The 15,564-nt window shown below is 71.8% G+C and carries 12 protein-coding genes and 1 riboswitch; of the genes, 7 read left to right on the forward strand and 5 right to left on the reverse strand.

All coding sequences use genetic code 11. The features are described from left to right. Positions 1-1,732: 1,732 nt before the first annotated feature. Both ACYUD3_RS31110 and ACYUD3_RS31115 read left to right on the forward strand, forming a co-directional pair. On the forward strand, positions 1,733-3,517 hold the full coding sequence (locus tag ACYUD3_RS31110; protein ID WP_470977142.1) for a glycosyltransferase: 1,785 nt from the start codon (positions 1,733-1,735) through the stop codon (positions 3,515-3,517). Between the two features lie 46 nt (positions 3,518-3,563). After that, a complete protein-coding gene (locus ACYUD3_RS31115) occupies positions 3,564-3,989 on the forward strand; it encodes a hypothetical protein (RefSeq protein WP_470977145.1) in 426 nt (141 codons plus the stop codon). A 14-nt stretch (positions 3,990-4,003) separates the two neighbouring features. On the opposite strand, the gene ACYUD3_RS31120 is transcribed toward ACYUD3_RS31115, so the two are convergent. Beyond that, the gene (locus ACYUD3_RS31120; protein ID WP_470977148.1) at positions 4,004-4,210 is read right to left on the reverse strand and encodes a hypothetical protein; all 207 of its coding nucleotides are present in this window, start codon (positions 4,208-4,210) and stop codon (positions 4,004-4,006) included. 108 nt (positions 4,211-4,318) lie between these two features. Here ACYUD3_RS31120 and ACYUD3_RS31125 point away from each other — a divergent pair, with 108 nt between their 5' ends. After that, positions 4,319-5,305 carry a glycosyl hydrolase gene (locus tag ACYUD3_RS31125; protein ID WP_470977151.1) on the forward strand — a complete coding sequence of 329 codons (987 nt, stop codon included), beginning with the start codon at positions 4,319-4,321 and terminating at the stop codon, positions 5,303-5,305. A 270-nt stretch (positions 5,306-5,575) separates the two neighbouring features. Here the strand turns inward: ACYUD3_RS31125 and ACYUD3_RS31130 are convergent, their stop codons facing one another. The 3 genes from ACYUD3_RS31130 to ACYUD3_RS31140 form a co-directional block, all read right to left on the reverse strand. After that, complete coding sequence (locus tag ACYUD3_RS31130) at positions 5,576-6,376, reverse strand: polysaccharide deacetylase family protein (RefSeq protein WP_470977154.1); 801 nt, start codon at positions 6,374-6,376, stop codon at positions 5,576-5,578. After that, positions 6,373-7,827: a glycosyltransferase family 2 protein gene (locus ACYUD3_RS31135; protein ID WP_470977157.1), complete on the reverse strand. Its 1,455-nt coding sequence runs from the start codon at positions 7,825-7,827 to the stop codon at positions 6,373-6,375. Before ACYUD3_RS31135 ends, ACYUD3_RS31130 begins: the two co-directional genes overlap by 4 nt. A gap of 89 nt (positions 7,828-7,916) precedes the next feature. Then, positions 7,917-9,002, reverse strand: coding sequence for a GNAT family N-acetyltransferase (locus tag ACYUD3_RS31140; protein WP_470977160.1), 1,086 nt, complete (start codon positions 9,000-9,002; stop codon positions 7,917-7,919). Between the two features lie 261 nt (positions 9,003-9,263). Between ACYUD3_RS31140 and ACYUD3_RS31145 the strand changes: the two genes are divergently transcribed. Continuing rightward, positions 9,264-10,088, forward strand: a complete 825-nt coding sequence (locus ACYUD3_RS31145; RefSeq protein ID WP_470977163.1) for an HAD family hydrolase — start codon at positions 9,264-9,266, stop codon at positions 10,086-10,088. Between the two features lie 41 nt (positions 10,089-10,129). On the opposite strand, the gene ACYUD3_RS31150 is transcribed toward ACYUD3_RS31145, so the two are convergent. Continuing rightward, on the reverse strand, positions 10,130-10,591 hold the full coding sequence (locus tag ACYUD3_RS31150) for a transglycosylase SLT domain-containing protein (protein WP_470977166.1): 462 nt from the start codon (positions 10,589-10,591) through the stop codon (positions 10,130-10,132). Positions 10,592-10,594: 3 nt separating this feature from the next. Next, positions 10,595-10,775, reverse strand: a riboswitch (cyclic di-AMP (ydaO/yuaA leader). 465 nt (positions 10,776-11,240) lie between these two features. Here ACYUD3_RS31150 and ACYUD3_RS31155 point away from each other — a divergent pair. From ACYUD3_RS31155 to ACYUD3_RS31165, 3 genes are all read left to right on the forward strand, one after another. Beyond that, positions 11,241-12,251, forward strand: coding sequence for a polyprenyl synthetase family protein (locus tag ACYUD3_RS31155; RefSeq protein WP_470977169.1), 1,011 nt, complete (start codon positions 11,241-11,243; stop codon positions 12,249-12,251). A 231-nt stretch (positions 12,252-12,482) separates the two neighbouring features. Beyond that, positions 12,483-13,730 (forward strand): LolA family protein, encoded by a 1,248-nt coding sequence (locus ACYUD3_RS31160; protein ID WP_470977172.1) that lies wholly within the window; start codon positions 12,483-12,485, stop codon positions 13,728-13,730. Between the two features lie 555 nt (positions 13,731-14,285). Continuing rightward, entirely contained in the window at positions 14,286-15,209 is a 924-nt protein-coding gene (locus ACYUD3_RS31165; protein ID WP_470977175.1) for an ABC transporter ATP-binding protein, read from the forward strand. The last annotated feature ends 355 nt before the right edge of the window (positions 15,210-15,564 follow it).

Consider the following 15,564-nt stretch of genomic DNA (forward strand, 5'->3'; position numbering starts at 1 on the left):
CTGTCAGAGCGTGGAGATCCGTCAGAGCGCGGAGACGTCCCAGCCGACCTCGGAGACGTCCGAGCCGCCGGGGTGGGATGAGGAGGGGGTGGGGGAGAGGGGGCCGCGTGTGGGGGAGGGACGGGGGGAATCGCGGTGGGCTCGGGAGGGGGAGCGCTGGGAGGACCCGGGTTCGCCGGATGCGGGGGAGCCACGGGGGCGGGAGTCCTGGGAGGGGCGGGGGTCGGAAGATTTGCGCCTGCCCGGTGCGGGGGAGCCGCAAGCGGGGGAGTCCCGGGAGGGCTTGCGTTCGCCGGGTGTGGGGGAGTCCCGTGAGGGGGAGCGCTGGGAGGACCCGGGTTCGCCGGATGCGGGGGAGTTGCGGGGGCGGGAGTCCCGGGAGGGGCGGGGGTCGGAAGATTTGCGCCTGCCCGGTGCGGGGGAGCCGCAAGCGGGGGAGTCCCGGGAGGACTTGGGTTCGCCGGGTGTGGGGGAGTCCCGTGAGGGGGAGCGCTGGGAGGACCCGGGTTCGCCGGATGCGGGGGAGCCACGGGGGCGGGAGTCCCGGGAGGAGCGGGGGTCGGAAGATTCGCGTCTGTCCTGCGTGGGGGAGCCGCAAGCGGGGGAGTCCTGGGAGGGGGAGCGCCGGGAGGACTTGCGTTCGCCGGACCTGGGGGAGTCGCGGGGGCGGGAGTCCCGGGAGAGGCGGGGGTCGGAAGATTCGCGTCTGCCCGGTGCGGGGGAGTACCCGAAGGACGGGTGCCGGGAGGACGGGCGTCCGGAGGACTCGCGTTCGCCCCACACCGCGGACCACCAAGAGAAGCCCCGCCGGGAAGACCCACGCCCCCCGAACACACCGGGCCGCCCCGAAGACCCCCGCGTCCCTCACCGCGCCACCCCCTCCCGCGTACTCCCCTGGCCCCAAGCCGCCGGCCAGTCCAGCGCCGCGGACTGGCCCGCCGCCGCAGGACAGTCCCGTACGACGGAACTCCGCGCGGTCCGCTGGCCGGAACCGGAGGCCGAGCAGGGCGGGCAGGAGCCCGAGGCCATCCCGGCAGATGAGGACACGGTGGCAGAGCAGCGCGCCCGAGACGCCGCCGAACCACCCTTGAGGAAACCCGGGGCCACAGCCGAGGACGGTTCAGCGAACCCCGGAGGTCCCGTAGGGGCAGCACCCGCCTCTCCATCGGCTCCCGGAGGTCCCGTAGGGGCAGCGCCCGTCTCTCCATCGGCTCCCGGAGGTCCCCTAGAGGGAGCGCTTGTCTCTCCATCGGCCCCCGGAGATCCCTTAGGGGCGGCGCCTGTTCCTTCGCCGGCTCCCGGAGGTCCCCTAGGGGGAGCGCCCGTCTCTCCATCAGCTCCCGGAGGTCCCCTAGGGGCAGGGCCCGCCTCTTCATCGGCCCCCTCAGATCCCTTAGGGGGAACGCCCGTTTCCTCGTCGACTCCCGCAGCTCCCTTGGGGGCAGCGCCCGCTTCTTCGTCGGCGTCCGCAACTCCCCTAGGGACAGCGCCCGCCCTCGCGTCCCCCGCAAGCCCCCTAGGTCCCCTAGGGGCAAGGCCCTCCTCTTCGTCGGCGCCCGTAGCGCCCTTGGGGGCAGCGCCCGCCCCCTCGTCACCCCCCGCAGCCCCCCTAGGGACAGCCCCCACCCCCTCGCCCCCTCCCGCAACCCCCCCAAGAGCCCCCACCCCCCACCGATCCCGCACCTCCACCGCCACCGCCCTCGCCCCCCCACCCCCTCGCCCCCCAGACCCCGTGACCGATCTCGCCGACCTCCCCCCTGCCCGCCCCTGGGCCCACTCCTCCCTCTGGCCCGCCGTAGCCCTCCTTGGCGCTCTCGGGCTGTGGGGATACGCCGTCACCCATACCGACATCACCCGCCTCGACGACTTCGGGCTCGTCACCGCAGCGCATCCCACCTTCTGGGCCGGCCTGGTCCTGCTCACCGCAGGTTTCTGGCACACCCTCGTCAACTCCCGTCACCGGCACCCCGCTTGGGCGCCCGCGTACGTCGTCGGGCTGCTCGTGATGGAGCGGGCGACGCAGGCCGTGCTGTACCCGACCCCGCTGTACGCGTGGGCGTGGAAGCACGACGCGGTCATCGACCATCTACTCAACTCCGGCCGCCTGCAAGGCTCCGGCGTGCTCGGGGACATGGCGGTGTACGACCAGTGGCCGGGCTTCTTCGCGGCGCAGGCAACTCTCGTACGGCTGCTGGGAGTTGATTCCGCCGCGCGGTACATGGCGTGGTGGCCGCTGTTCTCCGGTCTGTTGCTGCTGCTCCCGCTGGTGCTGATCTACCGGACGTTCACCGAGGACAGGCGGCTGATCTGGACGGCCGTATGGCTGTTCTGTGTCGGCAACTGGGTCGGACAGGACTACTTCTCACCCCAGTCGCTCGCGTTCGCGCTGCACCTCGGGGTGCTGGCGATCGTCCTGCGCCGATACGCGAGCGGCACCAACTTCCGTGCGCAGCAAGGCCGTTCACGGCAGGCCGTATGGACGGTGGTCCTCACCCTCCTGGTCACCGCGATCGTCATCTCCCACCAGCTCACCCCGGGCATGCTGATCGTCTCCCTGCTCGCGCTCTTCTTCGCGCGCCGCTACCGCGACAAGGTCCCGCTGATCACCACGGCCGTGATCTTCCTGGCCTGGTGCCTGACGGCGGCGCTGCCGTTCCTGTCGGCGGCGCTGCCCGACATGCTGCGCGGCATCGGCGACGTCGGCGCGAACGTCGAGACGGGCTACGGCGCGACGCCGACCGGCGCGGGCGCGGTGCTGTCGTCGTGGACGGCCCGGCTGCTGTCCGGCTCGCTGCTGCTGCTCGCGGCGCTCGGCGCCTGGCGCCAACCGGTGCTGCGGCAACGGGCGTTCGCGCTGCTGCTGCTCGCGCTCGCCCCGCTGCCCATGTTCGTGGCGAGCAGCTACGGCAGCGAGATGATCTTCCGGGTGCTGATGTTCCTGCTGCCCGGCGCCGCGTTCTTCGCGGCGGCGGCGCTGCTGCCGCAGGTCAGGACGCTCACGGCGAAAGAGCGCAACCCCGCGCGGATAAAACGCCGTTACGCCTGGCTGCCGCTGCCCGTCCTGCTCGCCGGGACGCTCGCGTTCGTGCCCAGCTACTCCGGCAAGGACCGCATCAGCTACTTCCCGCCCGCCGAGGTCGGCCTCGTCCAGAAGCTCTTCGCCCAGGCGCCCACCGGCTCCCTGGTCGTCGCCCCTGACCGCAACTACCCGCTGGCGTACGACAATTACTGGCGCGTGGACCACTACTGGTTCCTCGACGACTCCCGCAGCCACGTCGACCTCATCCTGCGCAGCCCCGCCGCGACCCTCGCCAGTGACATGTCCGCCGTCCGTGCCCCGGCCCGCGCCTATCTCCTGTTCTCCCAGGGCCAGTACGCCGACTCGGAGATGAACGGCCTCCTCACCAAAGCCCAGTTGGACCGCATCCGCACCGCGATCGCCGCCTCCCCGCTCTTCGAGGAGGTCGCGCGCAACAGCGCGGGCGTGGCGTACGTCCTGAAGGAGCCGCCCCCGTGACAGCGAGGAAGCCGAAGGAGCCGAACAGGCCGAAGGAGCCGCCCAGATGACCCCTCAGGAACTCGTCGTCCGCATGGCCGCCCCCTTCTCCGGCTGGCTCGCCACCGCCTCCCTCGCGCTGCCCGCCGCGTCCGCGCCCAGAGCCGCGGCCGTCGTGCTGTTCCTGCTGGCCGGACCCGGCGCGGCCCTGGTCAGGATCTGCGGCCCCGCGCTCGCCGCCAGCCCGGCCGAAGGGCCCGTAGAACAAAGGGACTTGGCCTTCGCCCGCCGCTCCGACCTGCTGGAGCGGCTGATGCTGACCGTCTTCGTGAGCGTGTCCGCCGTCATGGTCACCGCGACGGTGTTCATCGCCACGCACGCCTTCAGCGCGCAGCGCGTCCTGCTCACCCTGACGCTGCTGACGACCGTCGCGGCGTTCTGCCCGCGCCTGCGCGCCTCCCCGCCGAGGACTGCGAAAGGTACTTCCCCGTGAGGTGGCTCCACCGTTTACGAGGCCCCCGCCGCCCGCCGACGTCCGTAGGACGCCAGGTGACTCCCGCACAGCGCCCGCCAGTTACCGGGCAGCGCCCGCCAGTTACCGGGCAGCGCCCGCCAGTTACCGGGCAGCGCCCGCCAACTCCCGAGCAGCGCCCGCCAACTCCCGCACAGCACAGGGCAATTCCCGTACGCCAAGAGCCAACCCCACTGCGCCACGCCCCAACTCCCCTGCACCGCCACCGAATCCCCCCACACCGCCGCCCCGGCAAACGCCGCCGCCTCCTGCTGACGGCCCTCCTCGCCGCCTGTGCGACCGTCGCCGCCGTGGCTCTCCTCAAGGACCGGCCCGCCGGTACCCCCGGCTCGCGCCCCTCCGCCCAGGGCGGTCGCTGCGCACCCACCGCGCTCCTGGAGCCGCCCTGCGGCGCCTGGTTCGGCGCGTTCGTGCCGCACGACAAGGACGACCTGGCCGCCAAAGTCAGCGCCTACGAACGCCGGATCGGCCGCCCCCTCGACATCGTCTACACCTACCACGACATGTCGCTCCCCCAAGGCACCCGTGAGGAAGGCCTGTTGCTCACCGACGAGGAGCAACAGGTCGGCAAGGACCACCTGTTGCTCCTCTCCTGGGAGAGCAAGGTCTGGGGCGGCACGGCGGCCCAGCAGCCCACGTGGCGGCAGATAGCGGACGGCGATCTCGACGCCTCGGTCGTCGACGTCCAGGCCCGCCGCATCAAGGCATACGGCAAGAAGGTCTTCCTCTCCTTCGACCTGGAGATGGACACCCGCACCCCGGCCAGCGGCACCCCCGAGGAGTACGTCGAGGCCTACCGCCACATCCACGACCGCTTCCGCGCGCTCGGCGTCACCAACGTGGTGTGGACGTGGATCACCACCGGCTACCTCGGCCACGCCGACCTCATCAAACGCATGTACCCGGGGGACGGTTACGTCGACTGGGTCGCCTACAACCAGTACAACTACTACCAGTGCCACGACACCGGCTGGCTGAGCTTCGCGCAGACCCAGCAGTCGACCCACGACTGGATCCGCGAGCACATCTCCGCCGAGAAGCCGCTGATGCTCTCCGAGTTCGGCACCGCGAACGACCCCACCCGCCCCGGCCGCCAGGCCCAGTGGTACGCCCAGGTCCCGTCCGTCCTCAAGGACCTCACCGGAGTCAGGGCGGCCCTCCAGTGGAACTCCCGCGACCCCGGCCCGCACTGCGACCTCGCGGTGGCCAACTCGGCGGCATGGGCGGCGTTGAAAAAGGCGGTGTCGGACCCGTACTTGAACCAGCCCCTGAAGTGAGGCCCCTTAAGGGACGCCCTCAGCCTCACGGCCCTCAGCCTCACGGCCCTCAGCCTCACGGCCCTCAGCCTCACGGCCCCCGGTCTCGCTGCCCCCAGCCCCGCCGCCCCCTAGGGCCCCTAGGGAACTCAGGGGCGCCCGCTCCCTTAAGGGACGCCCCCACCCTTAGGGGCCCGCCCCTCAGCCACGCACCCCTGCACCCCTGCACCCCTGCACCCCTGCACCCCTGCACCCCCGCACCCCTGAGATCCCCTAGCCCCCCCAAGCGACTCACCCCGCGAACACCGGCCCCCTCACCACAGCCCGCCCCCTCCGATACCACCGCCACCCCACAGTCCGAACCGCATCCCGATAAGGCGCCACCCGAGCCCCCCGCCCCTCAAGCCACCCGGCGACATCCGCAGCCGTATGCCCCCGCCGCACGATCAGCCGCGCGAGCCGGTACACCTCGTCCCGCTCCGAACTCAGCGCATGCCGCACGGCGGTCGCCGTCTCGTACCCCGCCGCGGCGGACGCCCGCCGCACCCGCCGGTCGTTGTACCCGTGCGGATACGCCAGATGCCGCACCGGATGCCCCAGCACGTCCTCCAACACCGCCCGAGAATCCCGCAGTTCACCGTCCAGCTCCCGCCCCCCGAGGGTGTCCAGCTGGGCATGGGTGACCGTATGGCTGCCGATCTCCACCCCGGCCCGCTCCAGCTCGGCCACCTGACCGAGCGCCATCATCGGCGCCGGCGGCAGCAGACTGCGCCCGCCGGGGGTGATCGCCCCGGTCGTGAGATACGCCGTCGCCGTCAGCCCGCGCGCGAAGACGGCCTCGGCGGTCGCCCCCGGCAGATCCGCGAACCCGTCGTCGAACGTCAGCAGCACCGGCCGCGCAGGCAACTCCGCCCGCCCGGCGAGGAATTCGGCGAACGTACTGATGGTGACGGGCGTACGACCGCTGTCGACGACCGCGTCCAGATGCTCCCCGAACACCTGCGGCGAGACGGTGAACTCGGCGATCCAGGAAGGGGGTTCGGCCATCACCGCGTGATAGAGGAACACCGGCACGACACCAGGGCCGCTCATCTGGAACCCCGGCGAACAGAACCCCGGCGAACAGAAACCCGGCGAACAGAACCCCGGAGAGCGGAACCCCAGCCGGCACCCGCCCACCCGACACTCGCGCACCCGACACCCGCCCACCCGGCACTCACCCACCCAACAACCCCCCGCCGAACAGAACTTCGCCGCAGAGCCACCCGCGCCCGCACATACCCCACCGGCCCGTACAACATCCCCCTCCGCTGCAACCGCGACAGCCGCCGAGGCCAAGGATGCTCCCGCAGCGCACCCCCGATCCCCACGTCAGCCTCCCTGCTGGCCGTCAACTCCCGCGCATACCCAACCCCCTTGGGCAACCGAATAAGGAACGAGGGCAACAACCCAGGACAGTTGACGAGAACAGCCGCCAAGTACGCCCCAAGACCCGCCCCATACCCATACGCCTGCCCCTCCAGATCCCCCCACGTCTCCCGATGGTGATGCCACACCAACGCGTACGGCGTGTAGTGCAGCCGATACCCCCGCGCAAGCACCCGCACGAACCCGTACAGATCATCACCCCCGCGCGCGAGCGTCCCCGCCCCGGTCGCCGGATCGAACCCCCGCACCTCACGCAGCACCGCCGTACGGAACGCCATGCTCGCCCCCGACCCGAACCGCCCGGCGGTGAAGGGGAACAGCGGCTGGTCGGCGGGCGGGGACAGGGGATCGTAGGTCCGGGGCGCGAACCCCTTCGCGAAGCCGCCGTGGCTCTCCAGGAGGACCTGCGCCGGGGTGCGCAGCCGCGCGGGCAGGATGAGGCCGGTGGTGCAGCCGAGGCGCGCGTCGGCGGCGAAGGGGGCGGTCAGCTCGGTGAGCCAGCGGGGGTCGGCGACGACGTCGTCGTCCGTGAACGCCACCACCTCCCCGCGCGCCTCCCGCACCCCCCGGTTGTGCGCCACCGCGAGCCCCGCGACCGGCTCCCGCACGTACCGCACCCGCTCGGCGTACTTCGCCCGCACCAGCTCCCGCGTCGCGTCCGTCTCGGGCGCGTTGTCGACCACGACGACCTCGAACCGCGGATGATCCTGCGCCAGCAACGAGTCGAGCGCGTAAGCGAGTTGACCGGTCCGCTCACGGGTGGCGACGATGACGGTCGTGTACGGCGGGACGGCGGACGCGTACGACCGACCACTCCCGGCCGGCGGACCCTGCACCCGCGCCGCCAGCCCGGCAAGCACCCCCTTAGGGTCCTCCCCCTCCGGGACCTCCCCTAGGAGAGTCCCTAAGGGCACCCCCTCCCGCCGGACGAGCACGAACACCGGCCCGGCCCCGACCGGCGGACTCCCCGGCCCCGGCCGCAGAACCACCCCCTCCCCCCGAAAGTCCAGCTCGGCGACCTGCACCGGCCGGATCGCGAGAAACCGCCGGATCTCCTCCTCGACAAGAGCACGAGCACGAGAACGCGTACGAGTGACACGAGCCGTACGGGACATGAACCCCCCTGACGTCATGAGCCGTGCTCCAACTGCCGCCGCCACAAAGCCCCGTAGGCCCCGTAGGCCCCGCAGCCCCGGCGGACCCGCTAACCCCCCCGCAGCCGCCCCGCCCCCTTCAGCACCCGCGCAGCCACCCCCGCCAACCGAGGCCGCTCGCGCACGAAGTGATGCGCCCGGCGCGCAGGCTCGCGGCTGAGCCAGTACAGCGCCGCCCCCGCCCCCGCACGCGTCCACGCGCCCTCGTACACCGGGATCTCGCCCGTCCGCAGCGCGTCCTTGTACTCGGCGGCCCCCCGCCCGAGATCCAGCGTCCTGATCCCCTCGGCGGCGGCGGCCTCGGCCATCCGCAGATGCAGCACGAGACCCGGCGAGAACTTCGCGAACTCGGTGTCGTAGGAAGGGAACCAGCAGGCCAGGACGGTCGAGGAGCGCAGGCCGAAGTGGGCCGCGAGGGGGCGCGCGCCGGCGTAGAGGACGGAGAGCGTGCCCGTGCACTCGGGGGCGCGCGTCTCGGCCAGGAGCCCCACCAGTCGGGTGATCCACTCCTGCGCGAAGCGGTCGCGCCGGCCCGTGCGCCGGTACTGGGCGGACTTCCAGGCCATCAGGGTGCGCAGCGCGGCGGGGTCGCGCTCGTCGAAGACGAACCTCAACTCGCCCGCCTGGCGCCCGAGTTTGCGCTCCTTGGCGAGCGTCGTGCGCAGGAACTTCGGCGACTGCCCGCGCAGGACGGACTCGTAGGTGTCGTAGCCCTTCTCGACGTCGATGACGTACGACGGGTACTCGGCGGCGGCGTGCGGGACGAACAGGGCCTGTTCCGCCTCCAGGTTGTCGAAGGCGAAGCTCGACAGGCCGCAGGCCCGCATCAACTCGCCCGGTTCCAGGCCGAGTCCGGGTGTGAGGACGGCTCCCTGCGCGTCGGACACGCCGTACGCGAGCGCCTGCCCCCGGCCGAGCGCCCCGCGCTCGTGCGGCAGGAAACCGACCGGTTCACGCCCCTCGTACACCACCGCGACCCGGGCGCGCGCCTTCACGCGCCCCACGGCGTCCGCGAACTCCGGTTCCATGAACGGGTTCCGGGGCGCCGCCGACATGGCGCGCAGCGCCCGCCACCGCTCCCGCTCCCCCTCGCCCAGCTCGTGCGTGCCCAGCACGCGCGTACGCCCACTGCTCAACCTGACCCCCCGATCAAGTCCCCCCTGGACAACCTGGACGGTACCCCTCCCGCCCCCGGCGCGGTAGATAGCGCCGCATGTTGTTGCCAACCGGTGCAGTCTTCGCAGACGCCCTGAGACGGGGACGTTCGAACAACCGCCGCGCGAGCTTCGGCGGGCGCTCGAACGGGCGGCGGGGGAGGGCCGGCCGGCGCTCGAACGGCCGTGTGCGAGACCGCCAGTTGGCCCTCGGCGGCCCGCCCGGGTCCGTATTCTCTGATCATGGCCGCACCCACCACCGCTTCCGCCGCGCGCGCGTACGACCTCGTCGCCACCGACCTGGACGGCACACTGCTGCGCGCCGACGACACCTTCTCCGACCGCTCGCTGGACGCCCTCCAGCGGGTCGTCGAGGCCGGCGCGCGGCACCTGGTGGTGACCGGCCGCCCCGCCCCCCGGGTCCGCCCCCTCCTGGACGTCCTGCGCGGCAGAGGCCTCGCGGTGTGCGGCCAGGGCGCCCAGGTGTACGACATCGGCGCCGGCCGCCTGCTGTGGTCGGTGACCTTGGACCGGGACCTGGCGGAGACCGCGCTCGGCAAGATCGAGGCGGAGGTCGGCCAGGTGTACGCGGCCGTCGACCAGGACGGCGTCGAGGGGCTGACCCTGATCGAGCCGGGCTACCGGATGCCCCACCCGACCCTGCCGGCCCTGCGCGTGGGCCACCGCGCCGACCTGTGGTGCGAGCCGATCAGCAAGGTCCTGCTGCGCCACCCGACGCTCACGGACGACGAGTTGGCGGCGATCGCCCGCGCGGCGGTCGGCTCGCTGGCCACGGTGACGATGTCGGGCCCGGGGACGGTGGAGCTCCAGCCGCCCGGCGTCACCAAGGCGACGGGCCTCGCCCTGGCCGCCGACCGGCTGGGCCTGGCCCCCGAGGCCACGGTGGCCTTCGGGGACATGCCCAACGACATCCCGATGTTCGAGTGGTCCGCCCACGGCGTCGCCATGGCCAACGCCCACCCCGAGCTGAAGGCGGCGGCGGACGAGGTGACCCTGTCCAACGAGGACGACGGGGTGGCCGTGGTGCTGGAGCGGCTGTTCCCGTAGGGGGAGCTCAAGTGGACCGGGCGAGCCCCGTACGGGGCGCCTCAGTAAGCCCCGTACACGTTGTCGATCGACCCGTACACCGCCGCCGCGTAGTTGCACGCGGCGGTGATGTTCGCGACCGGGTCGTAGGGGTCGTAGGCCGTGCCGGACACGTGGTACGCCTGGAAGGTCGGGTCGATGACCTGGAGCAGGCCCTTGGACGGGGTGCCCTTGGCGGCGTTGGAGTCCCAGTTGTTGATGGCCCAGGGGTTGCCGGAGGACTCGCGGATGATGTTGCGGTAGATGCCGTTGTAGCTGCCCGGGATGCCCTTCTGGGACATGATCGCGAGGGATTCGCGGATCCAGCCGTCGAGGGTGTTGGGGTACCCGGCGGGGGTCGTCGAGGCGGTCTTGACGGCCGCGGACGCGGTGGTCGCGCCGATCAGCGGGAGGGCGAGCACGGCGGCGCCGGTGGCGGCGACGGCGAGGGTGCGGGCGAGGCGGTGGGGACGGAATGCGGACATGAGTGTGTTCCTCTCCGGCGCCTGCGAGGTGAGCTGTCGGGTTCGGGCGGGGAGGTGCCCGGCCGGTCCGCCGGGAAGGCGGTACGGCTTCACCCCGAGCCGGCCCGGAGGGGTGCTCCGGGACGGCGTACTGCCTGGGTCCCCCGCTCCTGCCGTGCGCGAGTGGTTTCGTCGATGGGAAGAGCCGGGACGGCGGCAGGATTAGGCGTCCGTCCGACTTGGCCGGGAACGTATGCGAGAGCGACTGCCTGGAACAAGTGCCGGATTCACCTCTGGTCCCTATTGGGAGCGCTAAGGGGTTTATGGGCGACTTGATCGTTTGCGTCCGGGAAGCGTCAACTGGCAAGTGACGACAGGGGGAAGAGGGAATGCCGAGGCCGCGGTGGCCGGCGGGGCCCCGTGACCCAATTCACGAAACGGCAATTACGGCAAAATGGACAGATGCTGAATATGTCGGACCATTACATGTCGTATCGAACGATCAGAAACATAGCGGTCGTGATCCGATAGGGGCCGGGCTGTAACCGTGGGGGCTATCGGTGATCGAAACCTGACCGGATACGCTGACTCGGGTGATGGCAGCGACCTGTCGACAAACCGTGTAATCGTCAACAGCAGTCAGTGGGCAACAGCAGACAGGAGATCCCTCGTGACCGTCGTCGGGCCGTTCGGGCTGAGCGTGCGGGACCAGGCTCTGGAAGCCGATGTCCAGGCCGGGATGGCAGCCGTCGAGGGGGGCCTCCTGGAGGCCACCAAGAGCGAGGTCCCGTTCATCACCGAGGCCGCGCAGCACCTCGTACGCGCCGGCGGGAAACGCTTCCGACCCCTCCTCGTCATGCTCACCGCCCAGTTCGGCGACCCTTACGCCCCCGGTGTCGTGCCGTCCGCCGTCGGCGTCGAGCTGACCCACCTGGCGACCCTGTACCACGACGACGTCATGGACGAGGCCGACGTCCGGCGCGGTGTCGCCAGCGCCAACACCCGCTGGGGCAACTCCGTCGCCGTCCTCACGGGTGACTTCCTGTTCGCCCGCGCCTCCCAGATCCTCGCCGGCCTCGGCCCCGAGATCATCCGCATCCAGGCCGAGGCGTTCGAGCGGCTGGTCACCGGCCAGATCCTGGAGACCGCGGGCCCGACCGACGGCCGCGACCCGGTCGAGCACTACCTGGACGTCCTCGCCGGCAAGACCGGCTCCCTGGTCGCCGTCTCCTGCCGCTTCGGCGCGATGACCTCGGGCGCCGACGAGACGGTCGTGGACATCCTCACGCAGTACGGCGAGCGCCTCGGCGTCGCCTTCCAGCTCGCCGACGACTTCCTCGACGTCGCCTCCGACTCCCACGAGTCCGGCAAGACCCCCGGCACCGACCTGCGCGAGGGCATCGCGACCCTCCCCGTGCTGCGGCTGCGCGAGATGGCCGCCCGCGACGGCCGCCCCGAGGACGTCGCCCTGTGCGAACTCCTCGCCTCCGACCTCACCGACGACGCCCGCCACGCCGAGGCCCTGACCGCCCTGCGCGCCCACCCCGCCCTGGAACAGGCCCGCCGCGACACCATCCGCTACGCGGAGGAGGCCCGCGCCGCCCTGTCCCCGCTGCCGGAGTGCGACGCGAAGACGGCGCTGGTGGAGCTGTGCGACGCGGTGGTGCACAGGGCGGGCTGATCCCCTAGGGACCCTGATCCCCTAAGGGACACGAGAGGTGTCCAGGGGGTTTGTCATACCGCAGGAGTACGAGGAGTTGACTCTGCGGGCTGACGCGATTGTCAGTCCCGTTTGGTGTCATGGAGGTACGGACGAACGACCACGGCTCACCGGTTCGGGTGAGAATGGCGGTCAAGGGCAGCCGTACGACGGCCCGCCCGGCCCGCCGCCGAAGACGGAGGTAAGGCACATATGTCACCGTACGCATCCGACGACAGCACCACCCCGGAGGCCATGGCCGAGGCCGACGAGGCGCGGGCCCGGCGGCGCAGGACGGCCGTGCGGTACGTCGTCCCGGTCACGGTCGTAGGGGTGGCCGCGGCGACCATCGGCCTCGTCCCCGCGCTCGCCGACTCCGGCGACCCGAGCCTGCCGAAGATCACCGCCCAGCAGCTCCTCGACAAGATCGCCAAGTCGGACGTGCAGCAGCTGTCCGGCACCGTGAAGATCACGACCGACCTGGGCCTGCCCGACCTCGGCGGCCTGGAGAGCAGCCTTCTCTCCAGCGCGACCCAGTCCTCCGGCGACGGCTCCTCGGCCGACCCCAAGGCGAAGCTCACCGAACTCGCCTCCGGCACCCACACCCTGCGCGTCGCGGCCGACGGCCCCGAGAAGCAGAAGCTCTCCCTGCTGGAGAACGCCGCCGAGTACAGCCTCGTCCACAACGGCAAGGACGTCTGGGGCTACGACAGCAAGTCCAACGAGGTCTACCACGCGACGTCCCCCGAGGGCGCCGACGCCAAGGAGCCCGTCCCGACGACCCCGAAGGACCTCGCCGACGAGACCCTGAAGTCCGTCGACGACACGACGTCCGTGACGGTCGACGGCACCGCCCAGGTCGCCGGCCGCGACGCCTACAAGCTCCTCGTCAAGCCCAAGCAGTCCGGTACGACGGTCGGCGCGATCAGCATCGCCGTCGACGCCAAGACGGGCCTGCCGCTGAAGTTCACGCTCACCCCGAAGAGCGGCGGCGCGGCCGTGATCGACGCGGGCTTCACCCAGGTCGACTTCGCCAAGCCGGCCGCGTCCACCTTCGACTTCACGCCGCCGAAGGGGGCGAAGGTGACGGAGGGGGGCGCGCTCGGGAAGGAGGCCGCGTCCGACAAGTCCGCGGCGTCGGCGATCTCCGGGCAGGGTTTCACGGTGGGCCAGGGGACTGAGGGCAAGGGCTCCGAGGGTCCGAACGTCCTCGGCAAGGGCTGGACGTCGATCGCCACGTTCGACACCGGCGCGAAGGGCGCCGCCCTCCCGTCCTCCGGCGACACGTCCTCCGCCATGGGCGGCTTCCTGAACTCCTTCGGCGACAAGGTCTCCGGCAGCTTCGGCAAGGGCACGGTCTTCTCGACCCGCCTGGTGAACGCGCTGATGACGGACGACGGCAAGATCTATGTGGGCGCGGTCACCAAGGAGGCGTTGGTGAAGGCGGCTGAGCAGAAGTAACGGTAGGGGGCTGGGGGGGGGAGGGGGCGGGAGGATATGGGTGAAGTGGTGGGTGGGGGAGGGGAGTTGGGTTCGGGCGGGCCGGAGTTGGGGCCTGGGGCGGGTGAGCTGGGTTCAGGTGGGCCGGGGTTGAAGCCTGGGCCGGGTGAGCTGGAGCCGGGCGGACCGGGGTTGAAGCCTGGGCCGGGTGGACTGGACTCGGGTGGAGCGGAGTTGAAGCCTGGGCCGGGTGAACTGGAGCCGGGCGGGCCGGAGTCGGGCGGGCCGGAGTTGGGGCCGGAGCCGGGTGGACTGGAGCCGGGTTCGGGTGGGCCGGAGTCGAAGTCGGCGCCGCCCACCGTCCCGGGACCGCCCGCCACCCCGCTCGCGCTCCCGCCTTCTCCGCCGACGTCGCCCGCACCGCCTGAGCCCTCGCCCGCGCCTTCTCCCCTCGCGCCGCCCGCATCCCCTCCCACCCCGCCCGCGCAGTCTCCGCCCGGTTCACCCCAGCCCCCGCCGGCGTCGCCCTCTCCCCTCACGCCGCCCCCGCCGTATCTCGCATCACCCGATGCCCCCGTGATCCACACCAAAGCCCTCACCAAGCGCTACCGGGGTGGCCAACTGGCCGTGGACTCCCTCGACTTGACCGTCCCGGCGGGCAGTGTCTTCGGCTTTCTCGGGCCCAACGGCTCGGGGAAGACGACGACCATCCGCATGCTGATGGGCCTGATCGCGCCGACTTCGGGCACAGCGAGGGTGCTTGGCGAACCGATGCCCGGCGCGGCCCGCGAAGTCCTCCCCCAGGTAGGCGCGTTGATCGAGGGCCCGGCGCTGTACGGCTTCCTCTCCGGCCGCGACAACCTCGTACGCTACGACGCCGCCGACCCCACAGCCGACCCGAGAACGCGAACCGCCCGTGTAGCAGAGGCACTTGACCGGGTCGGCCTGACGGCGGCGGCCGGCAAGAAGGCCAGGGCGTACTCGCTCGGCATGAAGCAACGCCTGGGCCTGGCAGCGGCGTTGCTCCAGCCCCGCAAACTCCTGGTCCTGGACGAGCCGACGAACGGCCTCGACCCGCAGGGCATGCGCGAAATCCGCACCCTGGTAAGGGAGTTGGCGGCGGACGGCACGACCGTATTCCTCTCCTCCCACCTCCTCGACGAGATCGAACAGGTCTGCACCCACGCGGCGGTGATGGCCAGGGGCCGCCTGATCACCCAGGGCCCGGTGACGGAGCTGGCGGCCCGAGCAAGAGGCAGACTCCTCGTGACGACCCCCGACCCGGCCGACGCGGCAAGGGTGTTGAAGGAACAGGGCCTGACGGACGTGACAACGACAGCCGACCAAGTCACCGCGGACCCCCCGGACCGAGACCTGGCGGACCTGAACGCGGCGTTGGTGAGGGCGGGCGTAAGGGTGAGAGCGTTCGGCGTCCGACGGGCGTCGCTGGAGGACGCGTTCGTGGAACTGACGGGTGAGGGGTTTGATGTCGCGGGCTGAGAAGAGGGGGACGCAGGAGACGGGGACGGAGGAGAAGGCGGCGACGGCGGATCCGGCGCGGCCGGCGACGTCGGCGAGGACTGACCCGGCACTGGCACAGGCACCCGAACTGACGCTGAGGCCAGACCCGGCACCCGAGCTGACGCCAGATCCGGCACCGGCACCCGAGCTGACGCTGAGGCCAGACCTGGCACCCGAGCTGACACCGGACCCGGACCCGGCACCGGCACAGGCACCCGAGCTGAGGTCAGACCCGGCACCGGCACCCGAACTGACGCTGAGGCCCGACCCGGCACCCGAGCTGACGCTGAGGCCTGACCCGGCACCCGAGCTGAGGTCAGACCCGGCACCGGCA

The organism is Streptomyces sp. AMJ-169 (assembly GCF_055597585.1).